This is a genomic window from Sphingobacterium sp., from assembly GCF_039596235.1.
In the GTDB taxonomy this organism is placed as follows: Bacteria; Bacteroidota; Bacteroidia; order Sphingobacteriales; family Sphingobacteriaceae; genus Sphingobacterium.
In genome coordinates, this window is record NZ_JBCNKE010000001.1 from 692,382 (window position 1) to 715,771 (window position 23,390).

Annotated in this window: 22 protein-coding genes; 15 read left to right on the plus strand and 7 right to left on the minus strand. The window is 38.5% G+C overall.

Annotated elements, in window-relative coordinates:
* The first annotated feature begins 18 nt into the window (after positions 1–18).
* Positions 19–660, plus strand: a complete 642-nt coding sequence (locus ABDW32_RS02925; protein WP_343559144.1) for a peptidylprolyl isomerase — start codon at positions 19–21, stop codon at positions 658–660.
* A gap of 56 nt (positions 661–716) precedes the next feature.
* Here the strand turns inward: ABDW32_RS02925 and ABDW32_RS02930 are convergent, their stop codons facing one another.
* Positions 717–1,352 (minus strand): HdeD family acid-resistance protein, encoded by a 636-nt coding sequence (locus ABDW32_RS02930; protein WP_343559145.1) that lies wholly within the window; start codon positions 1,350–1,352, stop codon positions 717–719.
* 452 nt (positions 1,353–1,804) lie between these two features.
* The gene (locus tag ABDW32_RS02935; RefSeq protein ID WP_343559147.1) at positions 1,805–2,644 is read right to left on the minus strand and encodes an aldo/keto reductase; all 840 of its coding nucleotides are present in this window, start codon (positions 2,642–2,644) and stop codon (positions 1,805–1,807) included.
* A 271-nt stretch (positions 2,645–2,915) separates the two neighbouring features.
* Here ABDW32_RS02935 and ABDW32_RS02940 point away from each other — a divergent pair, with 271 nt between their 5' ends.
* On the plus strand, positions 2,916–5,135 hold the full coding sequence (locus ABDW32_RS02940) for an NADP-dependent isocitrate dehydrogenase (RefSeq protein WP_343559148.1): 2,220 nt from the start codon (positions 2,916–2,918) through the stop codon (positions 5,133–5,135).
* A 96-nt stretch (positions 5,136–5,231) separates the two neighbouring features.
* On the opposite strand, the gene ABDW32_RS02945 is transcribed toward ABDW32_RS02940, so the two are convergent.
* Together ABDW32_RS02945 and ABDW32_RS02950 are read right to left on the minus strand one after the other, a co-directional pair.
* Complete coding sequence (locus ABDW32_RS02945) at positions 5,232–6,185, minus strand: glycoside hydrolase family 43 protein (RefSeq protein WP_343559150.1); 954 nt, start codon at positions 6,183–6,185, stop codon at positions 5,232–5,234.
* 254 nt (positions 6,186–6,439) lie between these two features.
* Positions 6,440–7,330 (minus strand): DUF4377 domain-containing protein, encoded by an 891-nt coding sequence (locus ABDW32_RS02950; RefSeq protein WP_343559152.1) that lies wholly within the window; start codon positions 7,328–7,330, stop codon positions 6,440–6,442.
* Positions 7,331–7,398: 68 nt separating this feature from the next.
* Here ABDW32_RS02950 and ABDW32_RS02955 point away from each other — a divergent pair, with 68 nt between their 5' ends.
* The 4 genes from ABDW32_RS02955 (at position 7,399) to ABDW32_RS02970 (ending at position 12,446) form a co-directional block, all read left to right on the plus strand.
* Positions 7,399–8,265, plus strand: coding sequence for a hypothetical protein (locus tag ABDW32_RS02955; protein ID WP_343559153.1), 867 nt, complete (start codon positions 7,399–7,401; stop codon positions 8,263–8,265).
* 72 nt (positions 8,266–8,337) lie between these two features.
* A complete protein-coding gene (locus ABDW32_RS02960; protein WP_343559154.1) occupies positions 8,338–9,165 on the plus strand; it encodes an alpha/beta hydrolase family protein in 828 nt (275 codons plus the stop codon).
* Positions 9,166–9,317: 152 nt separating this feature from the next.
* A complete protein-coding gene (locus ABDW32_RS02965; protein WP_343559155.1) occupies positions 9,318–11,642 on the plus strand; it encodes a TonB-dependent receptor in 2,325 nt (774 codons plus the stop codon).
* Between the two features lie 6 nt (positions 11,643–11,648).
* Positions 11,649–12,446 carry a DUF4249 family protein gene (locus tag ABDW32_RS02970; RefSeq protein ID WP_077433017.1) on the plus strand — a complete coding sequence of 266 codons (798 nt, stop codon included), beginning with the start codon at positions 11,649–11,651 and terminating at the stop codon, positions 12,444–12,446.
* Between the two features lie 3 nt (positions 12,447–12,449).
* On the opposite strand, the gene ABDW32_RS02975 is transcribed toward ABDW32_RS02970, so the two are convergent.
* A complete protein-coding gene (locus ABDW32_RS02975) occupies positions 12,450–13,061 on the minus strand; it encodes a polysaccharide deacetylase family protein (RefSeq protein ID WP_343559158.1) in 612 nt (203 codons plus the stop codon).
* Positions 13,062–13,114: 53 nt separating this feature from the next.
* Here ABDW32_RS02975 and ABDW32_RS02980 point away from each other — a divergent pair, with 53 nt between their 5' ends.
* The 5 genes from ABDW32_RS02980 to ispE all read left to right on the plus strand — a co-directional run bounded on the left by ABDW32_RS02980 (position 13,115) and on the right by ispE (position 18,267).
* Positions 13,115–14,494, plus strand: a complete 1,380-nt coding sequence (locus ABDW32_RS02980) for a TolC family protein (protein ID WP_343559160.1) — start codon at positions 13,115–13,117, stop codon at positions 14,492–14,494.
* Between the two features lie 21 nt (positions 14,495–14,515).
* A complete protein-coding gene (locus tag ABDW32_RS02985) occupies positions 14,516–15,820 on the plus strand; it encodes an efflux RND transporter periplasmic adaptor subunit (protein WP_077433023.1) in 1,305 nt (434 codons plus the stop codon).
* 110 nt (positions 15,821–15,930) lie between these two features.
* Positions 15,931–16,899 carry a helix-hairpin-helix domain-containing protein gene (locus ABDW32_RS02990; protein WP_343559162.1) on the plus strand — a complete coding sequence of 323 codons (969 nt, stop codon included), beginning with the start codon at positions 15,931–15,933 and terminating at the stop codon, positions 16,897–16,899.
* Complete coding sequence (locus ABDW32_RS02995; protein WP_077433027.1) at positions 16,886–17,413, plus strand: adenine phosphoribosyltransferase; 528 nt, start codon at positions 16,886–16,888, stop codon at positions 17,411–17,413. The genes ABDW32_RS02990 and ABDW32_RS02995 overlap by 14 nt, the downstream gene beginning before the upstream one ends.
* A gap of 32 nt (positions 17,414–17,445) precedes the next feature.
* Positions 17,446–18,267 carry a 4-(cytidine 5'-diphospho)-2-C-methyl-D-erythritol kinase gene (ispE, locus tag ABDW32_RS03000; protein ID WP_343559163.1) on the plus strand — a complete coding sequence of 274 codons (822 nt, stop codon included), beginning with the start codon at positions 17,446–17,448 and terminating at the stop codon, positions 18,265–18,267.
* 62 nt (positions 18,268–18,329) lie between these two features.
* Here ispE and ABDW32_RS03005 read toward each other — a convergent pair whose 3' ends face one another.
* On the minus strand, positions 18,330–19,175 hold the full coding sequence (locus ABDW32_RS03005; RefSeq protein WP_343559164.1) for an ATP cone domain-containing protein: 846 nt from the start codon (positions 19,173–19,175) through the stop codon (positions 18,330–18,332).
* A gap of 134 nt (positions 19,176–19,309) precedes the next feature.
* On the opposite strand from ABDW32_RS03005, the gene ABDW32_RS03010 reads away from it, so the two are divergent.
* Complete coding sequence (locus tag ABDW32_RS03010; RefSeq protein WP_077433033.1) at positions 19,310–19,606, plus strand: DUF2892 domain-containing protein; 297 nt, start codon at positions 19,310–19,312, stop codon at positions 19,604–19,606.
* Between the two features lie 263 nt (positions 19,607–19,869).
* Here ABDW32_RS03010 and ychF read toward each other — a convergent pair whose 3' ends face one another.
* The gene (gene ychF / locus ABDW32_RS03015) at positions 19,870–20,970 is read right to left on the minus strand and encodes a redox-regulated ATPase YchF (protein WP_077433035.1); all 1,101 of its coding nucleotides are present in this window, start codon (positions 20,968–20,970) and stop codon (positions 19,870–19,872) included.
* 68 nt (positions 20,971–21,038) lie between these two features.
* On the opposite strand from ychF, the gene ABDW32_RS03020 reads away from it, so the two are divergent.
* The 3 genes from ABDW32_RS03020 (at position 21,039) to hemF (ending at position 23,384) form a co-directional block, all read left to right on the plus strand.
* Entirely contained in the window at positions 21,039–21,386 is a 348-nt protein-coding gene (locus ABDW32_RS03020; RefSeq protein ID WP_343559167.1) for a Rieske (2Fe-2S) protein, read from the plus strand.
* A 76-nt stretch (positions 21,387–21,462) separates the two neighbouring features.
* Positions 21,463–22,467 (plus strand): NAD(P)H-dependent glycerol-3-phosphate dehydrogenase, encoded by a 1,005-nt coding sequence (locus ABDW32_RS03025; RefSeq protein WP_077433039.1) that lies wholly within the window; start codon positions 21,463–21,465, stop codon positions 22,465–22,467.
* A gap of 17 nt (positions 22,468–22,484) precedes the next feature.
* Positions 22,485–23,384 carry an oxygen-dependent coproporphyrinogen oxidase gene (hemF, locus tag ABDW32_RS03030; RefSeq protein ID WP_343559169.1) on the plus strand — a complete coding sequence of 300 codons (900 nt, stop codon included), beginning with the start codon at positions 22,485–22,487 and terminating at the stop codon, positions 23,382–23,384.
* The last annotated feature ends 6 nt before the right edge of the window (positions 23,385–23,390 follow it).

The window sequence follows — 23,390 nt, forward strand, 5'->3', positions numbered from 1 at the left end:
TCGATGCGACCAAAAGATATGAGAAAAATTACGCTGATTATAGCAATTGTGTTCATTTGGATGAGTAACACTAATGCACAGTCAAAACGATTGTTATTTAAAACCGCATTTGGAGAATTTAAGGTGGTACTCTATGATTTCACACCCAATCATCGTGATCTGATGTTAAAGTCGATTAAGGACAGTGTTTATCAGGGGGCATTATTCAATCGTATAATTGAAAATTTTGTGGTGCAAGGTGGAGAACATGATATCGATATCGAAAAGAAGGAAGCGGCAGATCCTCAGCATCGCAAACCTCGTTTGGCGGCTGAGTTTGACCAACGCGCTTTTCACAAAATGGGCGCGTTGGGGGCGGGACGTGACGGTAACGCTGAAAAGGCATCTTTCCTGAATCAGATCTATTTTGTCGTTGGTAAAAAGATTAGCTCCGCAGAACTGGATGGTCTGGAAATTAAAAAGGGCATAAAATACAGTAAGGAGCAGCGTGAAGAATATTTATTGCGTGGAGGCCAACCTAGACTTGATCAAGATTTTACAGTCTTTGGTGAAATATATCAGGGCTTGGATGTAATCTTGAAGATCAGTCGATTGAAAACAGATCAACAGGATTTCCCGCTGGAAAAGGTGCCTTTCAGTATAGTGGAAATCAAAGAATAAAACCATCTTGAAAAAGATGGTTTCCCCTTTAAGATAGCAATTTTTATATATGATTTTTATTTGTTGTATTGTTCAAATTCCTCTTTTAATTTTTCGTAGCGTTCTTTCCATTCATTAGGCAGTTTGTCGGGGATATTTTTCAGACTTTTCAACTGAAACGCAAATACGCAGGCTGCAAAACCGACTGTACTAAGCGCCATTCCTGTCCAAATTACAAGGGAAAAGCCGGCGAAAATTGGGTTCCATAGGAGAATAAAACTAAAGATAATGCCCAATATTGCAAATAGGGTGATCCAGCCCCAGGATTTACTTCCATAATTTTTCAGGTCAAAGGAGAAGGATAATAATTGAACGGATCTGAACAAAGCATAAAATCCGACAATAAAAGCCAAAGTGCTTGCAGACAATAGGGGATTGGTCATGAGTAAAATTCCGAATAAGACATAAAGGATGCCACCGGTAAGGTACCAGCCCCAACCATCCACTTCATTTTTGTTTTGTAAGGCAAAGATAATTTCAAGTATCCCCGACACAATGAATGACCAAGAAAACAAAATACTCAAGGCAAGAAAGGATGTGATCGGCGTAGCTATCGTATAGAAGCCTAATAAAATTAAAAGAACTCCAATAATAAGCGGTATATACCAATGTTTAACGGAGGATCTGATCGTTTTTAAAAATGAATGTGCCATAATCGTGTTTTTAAATTTAAATTTTTGCGGTCTCTCAAAAATTTGTGAAATGCTACGCAATATTGATTTTAGCATTTACTAAACTTCAGTACTGTTTAACGCTAATTGGTTCAAATACTCTTTCAATAATACGATAGTTCTCCTCTGCAAACGCTTTGTTTCGGCATATTGCATTTCGAGTAGGCCTCATGATATGAATTGTTGTATTATTAACAGCTATCCTAATCTTTTGTTTCGGGGAAAGCTTATATTTCTTTTTTAGTGCTGAATCGTGCAAACATCAGTAGATGTGCTACGGATATCACTCTACAGATACCGAGAGGCTGAGTACATTTCCGGTAAAATTCAGGGGTAATGATGGTGAGATTAAAGGGGATAGGAAAAAAAGAGTCCGCCTACCTAGTTTCGTTGGGCGGACTCTATAGCGTATATTTTAGATTCCTTTCAATAATCTAGAATGCGACTTTTTTGGGATCAGATCCAGAGAACCCCATTGCTGGTAATGCCCGAATCATTCGAATATCCTCGTCCGTAAGATCGAAACTGTCAACAGCTAAGTTTCGTTTAATATTTGTCGGATTGGTGGATTTTGGAAGCGGTAAAATACCTTGTGAAAGTGCAAATTTAATACAGATTTGCCCAATACTGGTAGCTTTTTGCTCTGCTAAAGCAATCAGGGTTTCGTTCTGTAATATCCTTCCTGAGCCTAGTGGAGACCAGGCCTGCACCAGTATGTCATTTGATTTGCAAAAGTCAACAGTTTCCTGTTGCAGATAACCTGGATGAAATTCAATTTGATTGACGCTAGGAACGATAGTTGCCGTCTCCAGTAATTTCGCCAGGTATTCTTTTGGAAAATTGCTAACCCCGATCGCTTTTACTTTTCCTTGTCCGTATAAATATTCAAAGGCTCTCCATGTATCGGCATTAATAGCCGCCCAATCTTCAAATTGAGTTTCGTTAGCCGGCCAGTGAATCAAATAGAGGTCTATATATTCCAAGCCCAGATCTGTAAGAGATTTTTCAAATGCAGCGATGGTTCTGTCATAACCACGTTCGGTATTCCATAACTTGGTTGTTATAAACAAAGTACTACGATCTATTCCGCTATCCTTGATCGCCCTGCCCACACTTTTTTCATTTCCATAAATAGCAGCTGTGTCAATATGCGTGTATCCTACTGCCAATGCTTCTTTAACAGCTTGATATGCGTCTTCTCCTTCCGGAATTTGCCAGGTTCCAAATCCAATTGCTGGAATATCTATCCCATTGTTCAATTTGAATGATTTCATGCTTAATAGTATTTTTTATCTGACTAAATTAGGATTTCAATTGTATTATCCCGTCACTGAAATGTCAAGAGGACTGTCCTTTAAAATGGAGAGACCAAGTTATTCTGTATTGCCAAAATATATTTATTTTCACATTTTTATTGTCAAAAAGGTCGGATTAAGCCATGGTTTATAGCATTAATTCTTATCTTTAGGCGAAATTTTGAGAAATTTAGATTTTTCACTGATTTCGCATAGCATTAAAAATTAAACATATTTCTAATAGATTACTATGTCAAACAAATCAAAAATTGTTTGGACAAAAACAGATGAAGCACCTTTGTTGGCGACTTACTCGTTTTTGCCTATTGTACAAGCGATTACAGCTACAGCTGATATCGATGTGGAATTGAGAGATATCTCTTTAGCGGGGCGTGTTCTTGCGAACTTTCCAGAATTTTTAAAAGAAGATCAAAAAATTGCCGATGCTTTGGCCGAGCTGGGACAAATGGCGACAACTCCTGAAGCAAACATCATCAAATTACCGAATATTTCAGCGTCGATTCCACAATTAAAAGGAGCTATCGCAGAATTACAAAAAGCAGGTTATGCTATTCCTAACTATCCGGATGAAGCAATTACCGAAGAAGAAAAAACGATCAAAGCCAAATATGCGAAAGTATTGGGTTCAGCTGTAAATCCTGTCTTACGTGAAGGTAATTCAGATCGTCGTGCACCTAAAGCCGTGAAGAATTATGCGAAAGCTAATCCGCACAAAATGGGGGCTTGGGCAAAAGATTCAAAAACTAAAGTCGCATCGATGACATCTGGCGATTTCTATGGTTCAGAGCAATCTGTAACAGTAGAAAATGCAGGTCAATTCAAAATTGAATTTGTGGATAGCGAAGGAGCTGTTACCGAATTAAAAGGTCTTTCTCCCTTAAAAGCTGGTGAAGTAATTGACTCTTCAACCTTAAGTTTGAACGCATTGAAAGGTTTTGTTGCTGATACAATTGCTGAAGCGAAAGCTGCAGGGGTATTGTTATCTGCACATTTAAAAGCAACAATGATGAAGGTTTCAGATCCGATTATCTTTGGTGCGGTGGTTGAAACTTATTTTGCGGACGTGTTTGCTACTTATGGCGACTTGTTTAAAGAATTAGGTGTCAATAAAAACAACGGCTTAGGGGAAGTATATGCTAAAATTGCAGGTCATGCAAAAGAAGCGGAAGTGAAAGCTGCTATTGATGCTGCCATCGCGCAAGGTCCCGCTTTAGCTATGGTCAACTCAGATAAAGGTATTACAAACTTCCATGTTCCTTCGGATGTTATCATAGATGCTTCTATGCCTGCAATGATCCGTATTGGTGGTAAAATGTGGAATAAGGATGGTCAAGAAGAAGATACGATCGCAATGGTGCCTGACCGTTCTTACGCTGGCGTTTATGAGGCTACAATAGAGGATTGTAAAATACATGGTGCTTTGGATCCAAAAACAATGGGATCTGTTCCAAATGTGGGCTTGATGGCCCAAAAAGCAGAAGAATATGGTTCGCATGACAAAACTTTCCAAGCAGCTGGTAAAGGTGTGATCCGTGTTGTGGATGCGGAAGGTCATGTATTCATGGAGCAAAAAGTCGAAGAAGGTGATATTTTCCGTATGTGTCAAACAAAAGATGCACCTATCCAGGACTGGGTAAAATTAGCTGTAAACCGTGCACGTTTATCCAATACACCAGCAGTATTTTGGTTAGATAAAGACCGCGCACATGACAGAGAGATCATCAAAAAAGTAGAAAAATACTTGCCAGATTTTGATACCGCAGGTTTAGATATTCGAATCTTATCACCGATAGAAGCTACTAAATTCTCTTTGGAGCGCATTCGTAAAGGTGAAGATACTATTTCCGTAACAGGTAACGTCTTACGTGATTATCTGACTGATTTATTCCCTATTTTGGAAGTCGGTACTTCAGCAAAAATGTTATCTATTGTACCATTGATGAATGGTGGCGGTTTGTTCGAAACCGGTGCTGGAGGCTCAGCTCCGAAGCACGTCGAACAATTCCTTCAGGAAGGTTACCTACGTTGGGATTCATTGGGCGAATTTTTAGCTTTAGGAGCTTCATTGGAACATTTATCACAAACACAAAATAATCCTAAAGCATTAGTTTTAGCGGAAACCTTGGATGTGGCAACAGAGAAATTCCTTGCAAATGACAAATCTCCGGCACGTAGAGTAGGTCAGATCGATAACCGTGGATCCCATTTCTATTTAACTTTATATTGGGCGCAGGCTTTAGCTGATCAAACGAAAGATGCAGATTTAGCAAGCAGATTTGCACCTGTTGCAAAAGTACTGACTGACAATGAGGCTAAAATTAATGAAGAATTGATAGGGGCACAGGGACAGGCTCAAAATATTGGTGGTTATTACTTTCCGAATGATGAATTAGCAACAAAAGCTATGCGTCCTTCTGCGACATTAAATAACGCAATCGCCAATATTTAAACGCTGATTATCTTAATTAAATAATGAGAGCCCCGGTTTTTGATTGGGGCTCTTCTGTTTAGGTTGGGTTGCCTGTATTATACAGAGAGGGTTGATTTATTTTAATGGATATTTGACTCCTTCAAAGGTCATTTTGACGGGTATAATATGACCTTTTTCGTCAAATTTCATTTCATCTATACAAGTGACACGTTCATTGGCGCCTTCCTTACCTAATGGCCTGCGGTGATAGACGATGAAATACTTGTCTTTATTGGGCACTTTAATAACAGAATGGTGGCCTGCCCCAACAGCAACTTTTGGGTCGCGCTCGAGAATTGTTCCAATACGTTTAAACGGCCCGAACGGAGAGTCCGCAATTGCATAAGCTACCTTATAATCCGGTCCGGTCCAACCACCCTCGGACCACATAAAGTAGTATTTGCCATTTTTAATAAACATAAATGGACCTTCCACGTAGTTCTCGGGTGTAATTTCCTTGTAATAGGTTCCGTCATCAAATGGGAGCAGACCCGAAAAATCCGGCTTCAGTTTCACCATATTACAGTGCTTCCAGCCACCGTAATACATGTAAAACGTTCCGTCCCGATCTTTAAATACAAATTGGTCAATGGGCTGCGCACCGTTGATGATATCATTGATCAGTGGTTTGCCTAGTAAATCTGTATAAGGCCCTTCGGGTTTATCGGCCACGGCCACGCCGATTCCGCCGATTTCCCCCTGGTGAACATCGTTAGCACTAAAGAATAAATAATACTTGCCCTTATTTTCCAAAACAGCGGGTGCCCACATTGCTTTTTTTGCCCATGTTACCTCACTATTTTGGAGTACCCGCGGGTGCTTTGTCCAATGGGCCAGATCGGGCGAGGAAAAGGCATCAAAAAACAGCTGTTCTTCATAGGGAGCTGAGTAGGTGGGGAAAATCCAATAATTATTGCCATAGATAATTCCTTCAGGATCGGCGTAGTTCCCACGAATAATCGGATTCTCTTGCGCAAAGAGCATCGTTGTCAAAAATAAAGCGGCTGTCGTAAAAAATGTTCTGATCATCGTTATGGTTTAAACCATTAAGATACTAGAACTTTGCTGCCCTAATGTTCCAAAAAATATCATTTTTACGCCAATTTTTCTCAATATTTTTAAAGTGTTAAAATTATGTTAAAATGAAGTGTAGCTTTCGGTTCTTTCCGATTTATTTCACATATTTGTTTATGTCATTTCCAAATGGCATAAATACTTTTCATAAAATAGGTTAATAATATGGCTAAGATACCCGAAGTTCCCCAGACTTCGGGTGTTTTTTTTTATTCGCGTTCTAAGCCAAAAATCATAACTAATTTTCCGTCGATATACAAGTTTAGGGTTTGTTCGGCGATATCAAATTGAATTTGTTTTTGCTCGATGATCGCAAAAAAGTCATTTTCAATATTATTGGGACCATTACAGGATTTCATATTGCTTGCTAGGTGTGGAAAGCTGATCAAATTGCCTTTTATATTAAAATTTCCCCAGAAATTATTACAGCCTGTTGATCCGGCGATTGTTCCGTTTTTTGCGTCAAAGCCAATATAGGCTTTGCTGCTCGTTACATCTTTTCCGTTTAATTGAAGCAAATTCCATTTGAACCTTGCGAGAAAAGAAGCTACACTGGGCAGTTCGGTTACCCTTTCTTTGGAAATAATATCCATCAATTCGTAGCGTAAACTGTCGGTATCTTTTACTTTCGTTTGCTTCACTTTGATACGATAGCGATATTGCTCTTGGTAATCAAAACCTAAAATAGGGCCTGCGATATATTCCCATTTGTTTTTTTTGTTGGATTTTATCTGCAGACAGGCCAATTTGCCTGACATTGGATTATTGACATAATACTCAGCCACATCCCAAATAGCGATTTCAGTATTTTCAGCCGGTGATTTATTAATGATTTGTTGGAGTGTATAGATTGAAGCTTGGGCAGTTGTCGTTTTTTTTACACGGATATTGTACTCAAACCCTGGGTTATAATTAAACTGCAGGATTTCAGCATAGAATTTCTCCCAGTCTTTACTGTTGTAATACTTTACGAGATAGGGTGGTGTATTGTCAAGTCCTGATTTAACTTTTATCCGGAATACGCTGCTCTGTGCCTGTGTAGTATATTGGATTAGAAATAAGGGGATAAAAAATAAGATATATTTAAGGGATTTGTTCATAACGGGCATAAAATATCAATAAAAACGTATCTTTAAACATGTATATTGCACGAACAAAAGTATTCTTAATGATTGTACTTTTTTTGTCCGGCTTGCGCATATCTGCCCAAAATAACAAGGATTATTTTAAAACACAAATTCCCTTGGGCGAAATAACAGATCCGCAGCTAAAAGAAGTATCAGGAATTGTAGCAGCTCATGAGGAGGGAAGCTTTTGGGTGCATAATGACAGTGGTGACGGGGCGAATATCTATCTGATCAACCGGCAGGCCAATCTACTCAAAAGATTTACGCTTGAAGGTGTGACTGTGACAGACTGTGAGGATATCGACCGCGTAAAAATTGATGGTAAAATTTATCTGATTTTAGCAGATATAGGCAATAATCTTGGCAAGCGGACTTGGGCAAGCCTATATGTATTTCCAGAACCTTCACCGCAAGATTCTTCAATGATATCAATAAAGAATATTAAAACCATATTTCTTAAATTCCCCGGACAAAAACGTTTGGATGCCGAATCTATTATGGTGGATCCGCGCGATAATATGTTGTATATCGTTTCTAAGCGGGAATTTCGATCTACAGTATATAGTGCGCCAGTTTTCAGAAATAAAAATCAACAGTATTTTACATTAGATAAAGTGGCTGAACTTCCTTTTACTTTTGCTACAGCTTCGGCTATTAATCCTTCCGGAAAAGAGATGCTTATCAAGAATATCACGCATATTTTTTACTGGAAAAGGAATTCGGGTGAGTCATGGCAAAAGGCGCTAAACCGAAAGCCAATCGAAGTTCCTTATAAGTTAGAGCCGCAAGGAGAAGCGCTTACTTTTGATAATAACAACGCTGGTTTTTATACCATCAGCGAGCGTCCATTTGGTTTAAAATCTTATCTTTATTATTTTGAAAGATGCTCTAAATCCATTGATAAATAAGCTGACTTGATTCAGAAAATTGGATCAATAATATTGGTCTGAGTAGAATAATTACATCCAAATACTGATATAATGAATTTAAAACAATTTTTACTTTTATCACTTGCGCTATTTTATATTGTCGCTGTTAGTAAAGCTGCCAAAGTGGATACTTTGCGTATTCCGAGTCGGAGCATGGCAAAAGATATCAAAACAGTCGTAATACTCCCGAAAGGTTATTCGACAGATACGAAATATCCGGTTCTTTATTTACTTCACGGATATTCAGGTAATTATAGTAATTGGGTGAAGCATTCCAATGTGGCTGCTTTGGCAGATCAGTATGGATACATGATTGTTTGTCCGGACGGAGGATATGGCAGTTGGTATTGGGATATAAAAAATGATCGAAATTACCAATACGAAACATTTGTCGCAAAAGAGCTGATTGATTATATAGATGGTCATTATGCGACAGTTCAGGACCGTAAAGGAAGAGCGATTTCAGGGCTTAGCATGGGTGGGCATGGAGCTTTGTCACTTGCGATTAAACATCAGGATCTTTATGGTGCAGCAGGCAGTACTGCCGGCGGGGTAGATTTTAGACCATTTCCTTTAAACTGGGAAATTAAGGATCGTATCGGGAATTATGCCGATTCGACGCAGGCCTGGGACGATCGCGTGGTGATCAATATGATTCCTAAATTAGTAAATAATAAACTTCGGTTAATTATTGATTGTGGAAAGGAGGACTTTTTCTATCAAGTCAATATTGCACTCCACGATAAGCTCATGTATCATAATATAAATCATACCTTCGTTACAAGTGAAGGCGGACATAATTGGGCGTATTGGTCACGCTCCATTGTCTATCAAATGGCCTTTTTCTATGATTTTTTCAATCCGGTAGAAAAAAAATAACAAGAAAAATAGATAAATATTTGGCTTAAATGAATAAAATACTATTTTTGTTTAAAGAAGATCTTGACTAACAAATTATAAACTTATTATTAAGCCTTACAAATTGTAAGGCTTTTTTATTATTTTCAATAAATTTTTGATTTCAATCTGCTATGCTTAAACCTATAAAGGTTGTTTTTTATTTTTCTTCTATTTTGTTTTGCGCGCAGCAATCCTATGGCCAACAATCTAAATCTATATCGGGATTTATCAGGGATAGCATCAGCGGTGAAAATATTATTGGCGCTTTGGTCCGGAATGACCTAGAGAAAAAATCGACGGCTTCCAATAAATACGGCTTTTTTAGTTTGTCTCTTCGCGGAGCTGATACTTTCCTCGAAGTTTCCTCAATAGGATATAAAACCAAAATATTGCCTGTGACGATGGGAAAAGACTCGACCTATATTGTACAATTGGTACCCGAAGAGAACCAATTGGCAGAGGTAGTCGTTACTGGAAATAGAAGAAAATCGATCAAAGATCTGACTCCGGGCTTGACTCAGTTTAGTCCAAAGGAGATTGAGAAGGTTCCTGTATTGTTTGGTGAGAAAGACATTTTGAAGACGATCCAATTGTTTCCCGGAGTGGCGAGTGGAGGCGAGGGAAGTAGCAGCTTTTATGTACGTGGAGGTGGTGGGGATCAAAACCTGATTCTGTTGGATGAGGCTCCGGTTTACAACAGTGCTCACCTTTTTGGTTTCTTTTCGACCTTTAATTCCGATGCCATCAAAGACGTCAATTTTTATAAAGGAGGTGTGCCCGCCCAATATGGTGGTAAGATCTCTTCGGTCATGGAAATAACAACCTTGGATGGGAATAATCAACATTTTAATGTCGAAGGGGGACTGGGGCTAATTGCGTCACGGCTGAAGGTAGAGGGGCCATTACAAAAGGGAAAGAGCTCATTTATGATATCCGGTAGACGTACTTATGCCGATTTGTTCCTGAAGCTCTCAAATGATGAAAATATTAAAAATAGTGCTTTATTTTTCTATGATCTAAATGCCAAATTTAATTATAGAATTAACGATAAAAACACCATTTATTTATCAGGATATTTCGGTAAGGATGCCATGGCATACCATGATTTATTTGACTTCAGTTGGGGGAATGCGACCGGAACGATGCGCTGGAATCATGTTTGGAATAACCGCCTGTTCAGTAATACCACATTGATCTTCAGTAAATTTAACTATCAGGTGAAGATCGAAGACGATAATAACTTCAAGATCCGCTCAGATATCTTCAATTATAACTTTAAACAGGATTTTCAATATAGCCTCTCGGATCACCATAATCTAAAATTTGGTCTGCAGGCAGCTTTACAGGAAATTCGTCCGGCGAGTATTGAAGCCGGTGAAGATTCTAAAGTAAACTCATTACGTATTCAAGAGCGCAAAGGAGCGGATATTGCTGCTTATTTCTCGGATGATTGGTCAATAAATGATAAGTTCAAACTGAATTACGGTATTAGGGCGACAGCTTATGCCGCTTTAGGGCCAGGTATGTTCTATACCTACGATCATGCAGGTGAAGCTGTTGATTCAACTTATGTGGAGAGCGGAGCCATCGGAAAAAAATATGTTTATCTGGAACCACGAATATCGCTGAACTATGTCTTGAATGAATTGACTACCTTAAAGGCATCTTATAACAAGAATGTACAGTATTTACATCAGTTGAGTAACACCACAAGTAGCTTGCCGACTGATCAGTATGTATTAAGCAATAATACCATTAAACCACAATTGTCAACACAGTATTCGCTGGGCTATTTCCGGAATTTTGCGTCCAATAGGTATGAGTTTTCCGTAGAAGGTTACTATAGGGATCTGAAAAACCAGATCGACTATAGGAATGGAGCCGATTTACAGGCCAATGAATTTTTGGATGGCGAACTACTATTTGGAAAAGGAAGGGCATATGGTGTGGAATGGTTTATAAAGAAAAGATCGGGAAGGTTTAATGGATGGATCAGTTATACACTGTCCAGAAGTGAAAGACAATTCGAGCAGATCAATGATGGACAGTGGTTTAATGCGCGTCAGGATAAGATTCATAATATAGCTGTTGTGGCACAGTATCAATTGAAGCCTAAATGGAATCTGAGTGCGAACTTTGTATACTATACCGGGGATGCTGTAACAATGCCTGCTGGTAAATATTTTGTTGACGATAGAACGATATTCTATTACGATAAGCGAAATGGCCAGCGTATGCCAGCTTATCATCGTTTGGACCTCGCTGCAACTTATGATATTAAGCGTACAAAAAATACCTATTCAAGTTTATCTTTTGGGATTTATAACGCTTATAATCGCAAAAATGCTTATTTAATTGACTTTAGAGAGAAAGAAGGTCAATCTAATGTGACCGAAATCTATAGGATCGCATTGTTTGGTGCCATACCGTCCGTTACCTGGAACTTTAAATTTTAACACAACATGAGAAAGATAATAGGATTGATCGCATTAATTTGGATGACTTTGATTGGTTGTGAAGACAAAATTGACCTTAAATTGCCTGAAAATACAGGGCAGCTGGTGATCACCGCCGATCTGATGGTGTCGGATAAGCAGCATGAGATCAGTATTCAGAAAGTAGTGGGTTTAAAAGATTCGATGTTGTCTCCCATAACGGATGCGGAAGTATCCGTGAAAAATCTGCAAAATAACCAAATATATATCTTTTTACCTGGAGCCAACGGTGTGTATACCAATAAAACATTGCGGCTACAGGAAAAGAACAGCTATCGATTGTATGTAAAAACTGTGGATGGAAAAGAAATTGAAGGAACCTCGACGGTACCGTCCTATGTTGATGTCGACTCGATAGGGCTCTCCGAACGGATTATATTTACAGACACCATCTATTATCCTACATTGGTCTTTAATGATCCTCCGGAAAAAGGAAATTATTACAAATATAAAATGTCGGTGAATGGTGGTGAATTGCGCTTTGTTGATGTTTTTAGCGATAAATATAATAATGGATTGCAAGTACAGCATGATATTGTCGATCGCGATAGAGACCTTAAGATAGGAGATAGAATACGTGTATTGCGTCAATGTATCGACCTAGGGGCTTACAATTACTGGAACAGCTTCCAGATGATTAATCCAGGCGCAGCATCTCCAGCAAATCCGATTTCAAATCTATCCAATAATGTTTTGGGATATTTTAGTGTGAGTGTTGGCAAGTATTATGAATCTGAAGTGGTTTTATCTGGAAGTAGACCCTGACATTTATTCCATTCTTGCTATTTGATACTGATTTGCTAGGAGAAATTCAATCGTTTTAGGTAAAGCGTATTCCACACGGGGAATCGCTTTGATATTGTCGTGGAAGATGATGATTGAGCCATTCTGTATGTTGGGAATTACGTTCTCAAGGCATTTTTCTGGACTTAGGTTCTGATCAAAGTCACCCGACATAATATCCCACATCACCACACGATAATTTTTATATAATTTTTTAAGCTGTGATTTTGTGGCTTTAGCATAAGGTGGCCGAAAAAGATCTGTTTGCGTTAGTTCCTGACATAGCCTGATATTATCGATATAGGTTTCGTCACTTGTCTCCCAACCTTTGAGATGATTGTAAGTATGATTGCCAACCTGATGTCCTTCTTGTAAAATTCTTTGAAATAAATGTGGATTTTTTTTAATATTTTCACCAACACAAAAAAATGTTGCCTTGACCTGATATTTTTTTAGGATATCGAGTATAAAAGGTGTAATTTCAGGAATTGGACCATCATCAAAAGTGAGATAGACTTTTTTTTCCGTCCTCGGCATATGCCAGATTGATTTGGGATAAAGCCAACGAAGGAAGAAAGGGGATTTGACAAAATACATAACCGATAAATGAAGTTCAAATCTATAAAAATTGTATGGTTCTACATATGAACATGAAAAGATTTTATTATTCTGCAGTAGTATTTACTGGTTTTTTTCTTGGAACGAACAGCCCCATCCAAGCCCAACAGATTGTCGGGGTAGCCGAGGCTATACGTATGACTTTGGAACGCAATGTACAGATAAAGCAGGCCGAACTGAGCAAAGATCTCGCAGCTCAGGATTTATTTCAAGCAAAAAGTAATTTATTGCCGGACTTAAGTGCTTCAGTTGATCAAAATTTCCGTTATGGTTTTGCCTTCGATTTGACTTCGGCACAAATTGTCAATAATGCATGGACTAGAACAACCGCTGGATCGGTAGGGTCAAGCGTGAATATATTTCAAGGCTTTCAACAAGTTAATCAAATAAAAGCAAATAAATTACAGTTAGAATCTGCAGCGACGCAGGTCGACAAGATAAAAAATGATCTTATTCTAAATGTGTTGGTGAATTATTTAGAAGCCATCACAAATCATGAAATGATGATTGCTAGTGAAGATCAGATTGCGTTGTCGAAACAACAATTCTCATTGGATTCTATTCAATTTGCTGTTGGAAATAAGACTATTGCTGACCTTGCAAAATCAAAAAATCAGGTTGCTACGAATGAATTGAACAAAGTGAATTTGAAGAATTCATACGAAATGTCCTTGTTAACCTTAAAACAATTGATGGAAATGCCTCCTGAAACAATAATTTCGTTGGAACGCCCAAGTTTAGAATCTGTTTTGCTAACTGCAGTAGATAAAAATGCAGTAGATGTATATCAAAAAGCATTAACAAGACAACCTGATATTCACAAATCTGCTTTGGATAAAGAAGCCGCATTAAAACAAATTGATATTGCAAAGGGTGGGTACTATCCAACGCTTAATTTAAGTGTCAGCTATGGTACAAATTATTCATCTGCAACAACTAGGCAAACTGATCCATTAGATATCACAACAACATATCGCGTGCCTTTTAGCCGGCAAATATCGGATAACAAATCATTTTTCACTGGTTTATCACTCGCTGTCCCCATTTTTTCCAAGAATCAGAATAAAGTTAATGTAGCAAAGGCCAAAATTGGTTTAAAACAGGCTGAGGCAGCCGAACAATTAGCGAAGAACAATTTAAATAAAGCCGTCAATCAGGCGATTTTGGACGTAAGCGCAGCCAAACAAAAATATACTTCGGCAACGACAGCTTTTGAAAGTGCTGAAACAGCTTATAAAGCAACTAAAGAACGGTACGATATCGGTATGGCAAATTCTTTGGAATTATTTACGGCACAGACCGAACGAAACAAAGCGGAATTTGATCTAATTCAGGCAAAATATAATGTAATATTTAGATCCAAGATTATTGATTATTACTTAGGAAATCCAATTCAATTCGACAACAATTAACCTATTTGATTAACAAAAACAATGGCAAAGAAAAAACGTAGTGTAGTAAAGATTCTATTAATAGTCATAGCGCTCCTGGCAATTTTTGTTTTTATCGGCTTTAAGGCCGGTTGGTTTGGAAAAGGAGATATTACTAAAGTCGCTGTAGACGTTGTGAAGGAAGCAGATGTGGATGAATTGGTGTCTGCCAGTGGAAAAATACAGCCAGAAATTGAAGTTAAGCTGAGTTCCGAGGTCTCGGGTGAGGTTGTTGAGCTTAATATCAAAGAAGGAGATTTTGTGAAGAAAGGACAAATCCTCTGTAGGATAAAGCCTGATATCTTACAGTCCGGCTACGATCGTTCTGTAGCTGCGATGAATTCACAGCGTGCCAACCTGGCGGCTGCCCAACAACAACTCAAACAGCAGGAAGAAAATTTTAAAAATGTAGCAGCAACCTACAAGAGGAATCAGGAGCTTTTTGAAAAACGGGTTATTTCTGCTGCTGAAATGGATAAAAGTTCTTCCGAATACTTTTCGACCCTTGCCGCAATTCAGGCCCAAAGGGAGACGGTACGGTCGACTAGGTATGCTATAGATCAATCTCAAGCTTCTGTTAAAGAAGCCCAGGATAATCTGAACAGGACAACTATCTATGCTCCAACAGACGGTATTATTTCTTTATTGTCGATCGAACAGGGAGAGCGTGTCGTGGGAACAGCTCAAATGGCTGGTACGGAAATTATGCGCATTGCTAATATGTCTTCGATGGAAGTAAATGTGGATGTCAATGAGAACGATATTAACAACGTGAGAGTAGGTAACCAAGCTGAAATTGAGGTGGATGCTTTTCAGGACCGAAAGTTTAAAGGTATTGTTACTGAAATTGCAAGCTCCTCCAAAAATATCGCTACGACAACTGCGACAACCTCGTCTACAGATCAAGTAACAAATTTTAATGTAAAGGTGCGTATCAGTGCAGAATCTTATCAGGATTTGATCAAAGAAAATGTCGCTTCACCGTTCAAACCCGGACTATCCGCTACAGTACAGATTTTTACGAAACATGACAAAGGCTTAGTGGTGCCTATCCAATCGGTTACTGTGCGATCGGATGATAAGGATTCTACAAATACAAATAAGAAAATACAGGAATATGTCTTTGTTTTAAAAGATCAGACTGTAAAACAGGTTCCTATTAAAACGGGAATCCAAGACGACAAAAATATTATTATCCTATCTGGATTGAAAAAGGGAGATCAGGTCGTTTCGCGACCATTCGACGCAATTTCCAAAACCCTGAAGGATGGTAGTAAAGTGGAAAAAGTAGATAAATCCCTGTTATAAAATGGTATCCATATAATATTAATTATAAAAGGGAGGTGTTTTTTTAAACACCTCCCTTTTTATTTTCCTTTTAATTTATTAAATTTACATAACCCAACCACTGACAGCTTATGAAAAGGCTATTGACTTATTTTAAATTTAACAAAACAGAGCAAAATGGGTTCTTTGTTATATTGGTAGTAATCATTCTCTTTAGTATTATATATTCCCTTGTCAGTAGAAACGATAAAAATGATCCCATAGTTCATCAGGCTCGGGTTTTCGAGCAGTCATTTCGCGATTCAGCTGATGCCGTAGATTATCCCAATAGGAAATTTAAAGTAGCTGATGTCCATCTGGAAAAGAAAACAGCTCCCATAGATCGGGATATAGGTGCTGACGATGACAACAGGGATACCAAGCTATTTTATTTTGATCCCAATAATTTATCCATCGATAGCTGGCGTAGGCTTGGTCTTTCAGATAAGCAAATTGCGGTGATCAAGAATTACGAGAAAAAAGGGGGGCGGTTTAAAAATAAAAATGATGTTCGGAAAATGTATTCCATCAATGCAAAATTATATGAAAAGCTCGAACCTTATATCCGTATTCAAGCGGAGAATATAGGTGCGGGCGCAACAGCTAAAGCTCCTCTACTTTACGATAAATTTGAAACCAACCATGCCGAACTTATCGATATTAATACCTGTGATACAACTGCCTTGATGAGCCTCAATGGGATCGGAACAATTCTTTCTAAACGTATTTTGAAATATAAAGAGGTACTTGGCGGCTTCTATAGGATTGAGCAAATAAAGGAGGTTTATGGTGTTACTTCGGAGACATACGACCTCATTAAGGACTATATTACAGTGTCTAATTTAGAAGGAATCAAAAAAATCAATATTAACCAGATTGATGCCAATTCATTGGGCAAACATCCGTATCTTAGCCCGAAGGATGCGAAGTTAATAGTTAATTATCGAGATCAACATGGGAATTATACCAATATAGAAGACTTTACCAAGATAGGTACACTTTCGGATCTTGCTATTGCTAAAATCGCGCCGTATTTAATATTTGAGAATGATTCAAGATAAATTGAAATTGGAAATCCGGGATATTGTGGATTTTCCAAAACCGGGTATTGTATTCAAAGATATCACCCCTTTGTTGAAAGATGCTACGCTATGTAATGAAATGATCGACGCGATTATTGACCAACTTCAAGGAATAGAAATCGATGCTATTGCAGGTATTGAAAGTCGTGGGTTTCTTTTCGGCTTTTTACTTGCCAACAGACTGGGCTTGCCCTTTATTCCTATTCGTAAACAAGGGAAATTACCATTTAAAACTATTTCCGAGTCTTATGCATTAGAATATGGTCAGGCAACAATAGAAATCCATGAAGATGCCTTCGAAAAAGGTAGCCGTATTCTGATCCATGATGATCTGCTGGCAACGGGTGGAACTGTCGTCGCGGCAAGCAAACTTATTGAAAAATTGGGCGGTGTGATTGCAGCCTATAGTTTTATCATTTCATTGGACTTTCTCAAAGCAAAAGGCAGATTGTCCCGGTTTAGTGACAGGATCTCCTCATTGGTGAGCTATTAATATAAAATCTAAGTGTTGATTTAGACGATCTTATGATACTCTTTGCAAATGCTAAAATTAATATTGGGCTGCAGGTTACCGCTAAACGAGCGGATGGCTATCATGAACTGAACAGTATTTTCTATCCCTTACCAATTTATGATATTATCGAGATATTAGAGACCGACGCAGAACATTGCGTATTGAGTGTACAAGGTAATCGCATACCAGGTAATACCGCGGATAATCTCTGTATAAAGGCTTATGGACTGTTAAAAAATGAGTTTGATATCCCGGCCGTCTCTATTGATCTGATCAAGCAGATTCCGATCGGAGCTGGACTGGGCGGCGGATCAGCGGATGCATCTTTTGTATTGAAAGGGCTCAATGATCTGTTTCAATTAAACTTAACAAATGCTCAGTTAATGAAATACGCAGCCCAATTGGGGGCGGATTGTCCATTCTTTATTGCAAATACTCCTGTGTTTGCAACTGGAATAGGGACAGATTTTAAGGAGATATCACTTGATCTGAGCGAATACCATTTGGCGGTTATTATGCCCGATATCCATGTCTCCACTGCCGAAGCTTACAGCGGTGTGAAACCAATGCCTTCAGCTGTCAATTTGGAAGAAGCAATTCGATTGCCTATTCAGGAGTGGAAATTCCATATTCGAAATGATTTTGAAGAGTCTATTTTTGAACGTTATCCACTGCTCAAAGAAATTAAAGAGGCTTTGTATCGCAAAGGCGCTATCTATACCTCAATGTCTGGCTCTGGTGCTGCAATCTATGCTATCTTCTGGGAAAAGATGGATTTAAACGAATTTTCCAAATACGGTAAGGTCTATTACCCCACTGTATTAAACAAATGATATTAACCTCATAAAAAGCAATAGGCCTATATCTCGGCCTATTGCTTTTTTGATTGCTGATATCAATATTCTTCTTCCACTTTATAATCTAGTAATTCACGCGCTTCTTTGAGGACCTTCTCTTTTCTTTCTGTGTTAAGTCCAAGGATATCCAGCTTATCCGGATTATTTACAAGATCTTTTACCAGGATCAGCTGGTTTTTCAACAGTTGCTGTTCTTCCAGGTCCGAAAGCGTGGTTAAGCAGGTGACGGGATAAAATACTGCTTTATCTACTCTTCTTTTGATACTGGTTTCTTTGGGATAATCCCATGAGAGCAAATTGATGCCATAATAGTTTGCGAAATCGATCGAATCTGAAGTAAAATAAGCGTTGGTAATAAGCCAGCCTTCCTGAAACTGCAATTTTTTGCCAAAAAAATTATAGTCAATTCCACTGATATCCTTGAACCTTGATAGGTAATACATTGGCGTTGTAACAGAGATCTTGGCATCAATATCATTCCTGAACTTACATTCCGCTGTCATCAATTTACCGTCCTTATAAGCCACAACATCCAGTTCATGGGAAACAGCATGGCCATGTACCATCTGCCCAGTGGTACTTTCATAACCGATCGAACGCAGCAAATGGGAAATATATTTTTCAAAATAAAAGCCTTCAGGCCCAAGATCACGTAATGCTTTTTTTAGGCTATATCGCGCAGCAAAAGAATTTCGGACAGTTTTCAGTTTATCGAAAGCCAGCTGATATAATTCTCTGGTCGAAATGCCGTCATATAATTCACTTACAACACTACTATATACTTCGTTCACCTGATCGGTATTTGCTCCAGAACGGGAAAGAGAGTGTTTTAAAGCCTCTCCATTAAAGGGGACTAATTCGCCGGAATATTTTTTGACTTGCATGAATATTTAATTTGATAAATACGAATATAAGAGATGTAATCCGAGAAATCGTATAAAAACTAATATTCTATTTCTAAACTTTTTTGGACCACCATTTGTTTACATAAAGAAACAATACTTAAATAAAGATAATTATGAGTAACCTATTGACATTTGCATTTGACAAGATTAAGGCTAAGATAAAGGATGATTGCATTGAGGAGAATATTGGCGCTTCTGAACGCGTGTTATCTGTAATTGCCGGCGGTTTTATTTTAGGTTTGGGCGTAAAAAAAATATTTAAATCACCGCTGACAGGGCTTTCAGGATTGACGCTTGGTGGGACTTTAATTTATCGAGGCGTAACCGGGCATTGTGATGTCAAAAAAATGCTGGAAGATAAGGATGTTAAAAAAGTCGAAGTAATTGAGCATCGTTATTTTGTTAAATAACCCTGGCGAGCTATACTTCATCCACAATTATCTTGTTATATCATATGTACAAGCTGCAAATTTTACTTTTTTGCAAGCTTTAACCTTCATGGTAACATCGAGAGCGCATCTCTACTTGGGCCTACCGCGGTTCCCTGTTGTTGCAGTACAACTATGAAACGAGTATAGTCGAAATTTAGATCCTAAAAATATTGGGTAAAATTAAGCTGCCGAAAATCATCTTTTCGGCAGCTTAATTTTTAAAATATACTTTTATCAGCTATTTACACATTGAAACGGAAGTGCATAATGTCTCCGTCCTGTACAATATAGGTTTTTCCCTCTACAGCTAATTTGCCGGCCTCTTTTACAGCGCTTTCTGAGCCAAGATTGACAAAGTCATCGTATTTGATTACCTCTGCGCGGATAAAACCTTTTTCAAAATCTGTATGGATAACACCCGCTGCCTGAGGGGCAGTAAAACCTTTTTCAATTGTCCAAGCACGTACCTCCTGAACACCAGCGGTAAAATAAGTAGCTAAATTCAGGAGTGAATACGCCGCTCTAATTAATTTATGGACACCGGATTCCTCTAAACCAAGATCGTCCAAAAACATTTTGCGTTCTTCATAGCTCTCCAGTTGGGCAATTTCAGATTCAATTTGTGCTGAGATGATTAAAACTTCGGCTTTCTCATCCTTAACCGCTTCTTTTACACGTTCAACATACGCATTACCCGTATTAACAGAACCTTCATCAACATTGCATACATAAAGGACCGGTTTCGCTGTTAATAAAGCCAAGTCTTGAATAAATTCAAAATCTTCAGCTTCAATAGCGGCTGTACGAGCTGATTTTCCAGATTCTAAATGTTCTTTAACAATGGAAAGTATATCAAAAGTCTTTTTTGCATCTTTATCACCGCCTGTTTTTGCCATTTTCTCCACTTTCTGGATACGTTTTACGACCGTATCCAAATCCTTTAATTGCAGTTCGGTATCGATGATTTCTTTATCTCTGATTGGATCTACTGAACCGTCCACATGAATGACATTGCCATCATCAAAACATCTCAAAACGTGAATGATCGCATTTGTCGTACGAATATTTCCCAAGAACTGATTCCCTAATCCTTCTCCTTTTGATGCGCCTTTTACCAATCCGGCGATATCAACGATTTCAATGGTATTCGGAACGATACGTTGTGGATTGACTAATTCAGCTAATTTATTTAGACGGGCATCCGGTACGGTAATTACCCCAACATTTGGTTCAATAGTACAAAATGGAAAGTTTGCTGCCTGTGCTTTCGCATTTGACAGACAGTTAAATAATGTTGATTTACCAACGTTTGGTAAACCTACGATACCGCATTGTAAAGCCATATATAGTGCAAATTTTTGAAATTGCACAAAGATAGAAAATTCACTGTAATTTTTAACTATCTTGTACCATGCTTCAGTGGTACAAAATTGACGATGCCCAATTTTTAAAGGATAAAGGGATAATAGAGCATAAGGTTGGTGGAAAGACCATTTGTCTAACTTGGTTTGAAGATCAATTGTACGCGTTTTCCAGAAAATGTCCGCATGCGGGAGCTCCCTTGAAAAATGGTTGGTGTGAACGAGGGAAAGTGATCTGTCCCTTTCATCGGCATGAGTTTGATCTTGTGACAGGGAAAGGCAATCCTGCTCAACATGATTTTATTCATATATACCCGGTTAAAGAAGAGGGGAGTGTCTATTTTGTAGGTATTAAGCCAGGTTTTTGGCGAAATTTTCTAGGTTCTAAAAGTAACTAAAGTATCATATCTCTTCATGCAATCGCATATCTAAGCAGTAAATAAGTATATTTGCTTTCGAAAACAAATTAAAAACATGCAGGGGAAAAAGATTGGTATAATAGGTAGCGGGAGCTGGGCGACGGCGATGATTAAGATGCTATGCGAAAATGACCAAGATAAACATATTTTTTGGTGGATTAGAAAAGAGGAAGATGCTGAATACATCCAAAAATTTAAACATAACCCTACCTATTTGAGCGGGGTCGCTGTTGATTTGAGTATTACCAGCATTGATACAAATGCCAAAAATGTAGTTGCTAATTCAGATATTGTTATTTTAAATACGCCAGCAGCCTATTTGAAAGATGCACTGCGGGGTGTCACCCAGGAAGATTTCAAAGATAAAATAGTTGTATCCGCTATCAAAGGAATTATTCCTAAGGACAACTTAATTATAGGAGAGTTTTTGGAGCAGTACTATGCCATCGATATGAAACAGATCTGTGTGATTGGAGGTCCCTGTCACGCCGAAGAAGTGGCCTTGGGTAAGCTGTCGTACCTGACATTTGGTTGCAAAAACTTGGATAATGCGGCCTTGGTAGCTTCATTTTTATCTTCACGGGTTATTAAAACGATCCTTTCAGAAGACATCTTAGGAATTGAATTTGGAGCCGTATTAAAGAATATTTATGCATTAGCAGGGGGTATATGCCATGGATTAGGCTACGGTGACAACTTTCAGGCTGTATTGGTTTCCAACGCGATTCGGGAGATGCGTCGTTTTGTAGCTAAAGTAGATGGCGATACATCCCGGGATGTCAATACTTCTGCTTATCTGGGCGATTTATTGGTCACGGCATACTCACAGTTCAGTCGCAACAGAACATTTGGGAATATGATCGGAAAAGGGTATAGTGTGCAATCTGCTCAGCTCGAAATGAATATGGTCGCTGAAGGTTATTATGCGTCCGCCTGTATTCAGCAATATGCAGAAAAGTATGCTGTTGAACTGCCTATTTGTGATGCCGTATACCAGATTTTGTATGCTCATCAACCTGCATCCAAAATTATTCAGGCTTTGAGCGAAAAATTAACTTAAACCTAGCAACAAAGTAGATGATAACAAAAGAAGCGATTGCTTTAGCTTATAAAGAAATTCAAGATGAAATATGCCAGGCGCTGGAGCGTTTGGATGGTTCGGCCCGGTTTGAAGAAGAACTATGGGAAAGAGAAGGTGGAGGCGGAGGTCGTACACGGATAATTCAGAACGGTAATATATTGGAAAAAGGTGGAGTCAACTTTTCTGCTGTACATGGTAAATTACCAGAAACCATAAAAAAAGCCTTTGGCGTTGATGAAGATGATTTCTTTGCCACCGGAGTATCCATTGTTATCCACCCCAATAATCCGTGGGTGCCCATTATCCATATGAACATCCGATATTTCGAATTGAATGAACAGATGCGTTGGTTTGGGGGGGGAATTGACCTGACACCACATTATGTGAATGAAACGGATGCCCGGTTTTTTCATCAGCAACTAAAGTCGGTCTGCGATAAACATAATCCGAATTTTTACAATGAATTTAAAAAATGGGCCGATGACTATTTTTTCATTCGCCACAGGGAGGAAACTCGAGGAATAGGAGGCGTTTTTTACGATAAGTTAAATACGGCGAAGACCGGAATGTCTATGGAGGACATCTTTGCATTTTCCTGTGATTTAGGCCGTAGCTTTGCGCCGACCTATACTACGCTGGTCGAAAAAAATAGAAGTAAAACATATAATGAGGCGCAGAAAAATTGGCAATTGATCCGTCGGGGGCGTTATGTTGAGTTTAATTTAGTCTGGGATTCCGGTACTAAATTTGGACTTGAAACAAATGGTCGCATAGAGTCCATATTGATGAGTCTACCTGCCCAGGCCAATTGGGTATATGACCATCGACCTGAAGAAGGCTCCGAAGAAGCCAAGACCTTATCCTTATTGCGAAAAGGTATTAACTGGATTTCATAAAAATCA

Bases quoted from the DNA above. Each gene is read 5' to 3' on its own strand.
- ABDW32_RS02925 (WP_343559144.1), top strand. From the start codon at position 19: ATGAGAAAAATTACGCTGATTATAGCAATTGTGTTCATTTGGATGAGT.
- ABDW32_RS02930 (WP_343559145.1), bottom strand. From the start codon at position 1,352: ATGGCACATTCATTTTTAAAAACGATCAGATCCTCCGTTAAACATTGG.
- ABDW32_RS02935 (WP_343559147.1), bottom strand. From the start codon at position 2,644: ATGAAATCATTCAAATTGAACAATGGGATAGATATTCCAGCAATTGGA.
- ABDW32_RS02940 (WP_343559148.1), top strand. From the start codon at position 2,916: ATGTCAAACAAATCAAAAATTGTTTGGACAAAAACAGATGAAGCACCT.
- ABDW32_RS02945 (WP_343559150.1), bottom strand. From the start codon at position 6,185: ATGATCAGAACATTTTTTACGACAGCCGCTTTATTTTTGACAACGATG.
- ABDW32_RS02950 (WP_343559152.1), bottom strand. From the start codon at position 7,330: ATGAACAAATCCCTTAAATATATCTTATTTTTTATCCCCTTATTTCTA.
- ABDW32_RS02955 (WP_343559153.1), top strand. From the start codon at position 7,399: ATGATTGTACTTTTTTTGTCCGGCTTGCGCATATCTGCCCAAAATAAC.
- ABDW32_RS02960 (WP_343559154.1), top strand. From the start codon at position 8,338: ATGAATTTAAAACAATTTTTACTTTTATCACTTGCGCTATTTTATATT.
- ABDW32_RS02965 (WP_343559155.1), top strand. From the start codon at position 9,318: ATGCTTAAACCTATAAAGGTTGTTTTTTATTTTTCTTCTATTTTGTTT.
- ABDW32_RS02970 (WP_077433017.1), top strand. From the start codon at position 11,649: ATGAGAAAGATAATAGGATTGATCGCATTAATTTGGATGACTTTGATT.
- ABDW32_RS02975 (WP_343559158.1), bottom strand. From the start codon at position 13,061: ATGTATTTTGTCAAATCCCCTTTCTTCCTTCGTTGGCTTTATCCCAAA.
- ABDW32_RS02980 (WP_343559160.1), top strand. From the start codon at position 13,115: ATGAAAAGATTTTATTATTCTGCAGTAGTATTTACTGGTTTTTTTCTT.
- ABDW32_RS02985 (WP_077433023.1), top strand. From the start codon at position 14,516: ATGGCAAAGAAAAAACGTAGTGTAGTAAAGATTCTATTAATAGTCATA.
- ABDW32_RS02990 (WP_343559162.1), top strand. From the start codon at position 15,931: ATGAAAAGGCTATTGACTTATTTTAAATTTAACAAAACAGAGCAAAAT.
- ABDW32_RS02995 (WP_077433027.1), top strand. From the start codon at position 16,886: ATGATTCAAGATAAATTGAAATTGGAAATCCGGGATATTGTGGATTTT.
- ispE (WP_343559163.1), top strand. From the start codon at position 17,446: ATGATACTCTTTGCAAATGCTAAAATTAATATTGGGCTGCAGGTTACC.
- ABDW32_RS03005 (WP_343559164.1), bottom strand. From the start codon at position 19,175: ATGCAAGTCAAAAAATATTCCGGCGAATTAGTCCCCTTTAATGGAGAG.
- ABDW32_RS03010 (WP_077433033.1), top strand. From the start codon at position 19,310: ATGAGTAACCTATTGACATTTGCATTTGACAAGATTAAGGCTAAGATA.
- ychF (WP_077433035.1), bottom strand. From the start codon at position 20,970: ATGGCTTTACAATGCGGTATCGTAGGTTTACCAAACGTTGGTAAATCA.
- ABDW32_RS03020 (WP_343559167.1), top strand. From the start codon at position 21,039: ATGCTTCAGTGGTACAAAATTGACGATGCCCAATTTTTAAAGGATAAA.
- ABDW32_RS03025 (WP_077433039.1), top strand. From the start codon at position 21,463: ATGCAGGGGAAAAAGATTGGTATAATAGGTAGCGGGAGCTGGGCGACG.
- hemF (WP_343559169.1), top strand. From the start codon at position 22,485: ATGATAACAAAAGAAGCGATTGCTTTAGCTTATAAAGAAATTCAAGAT.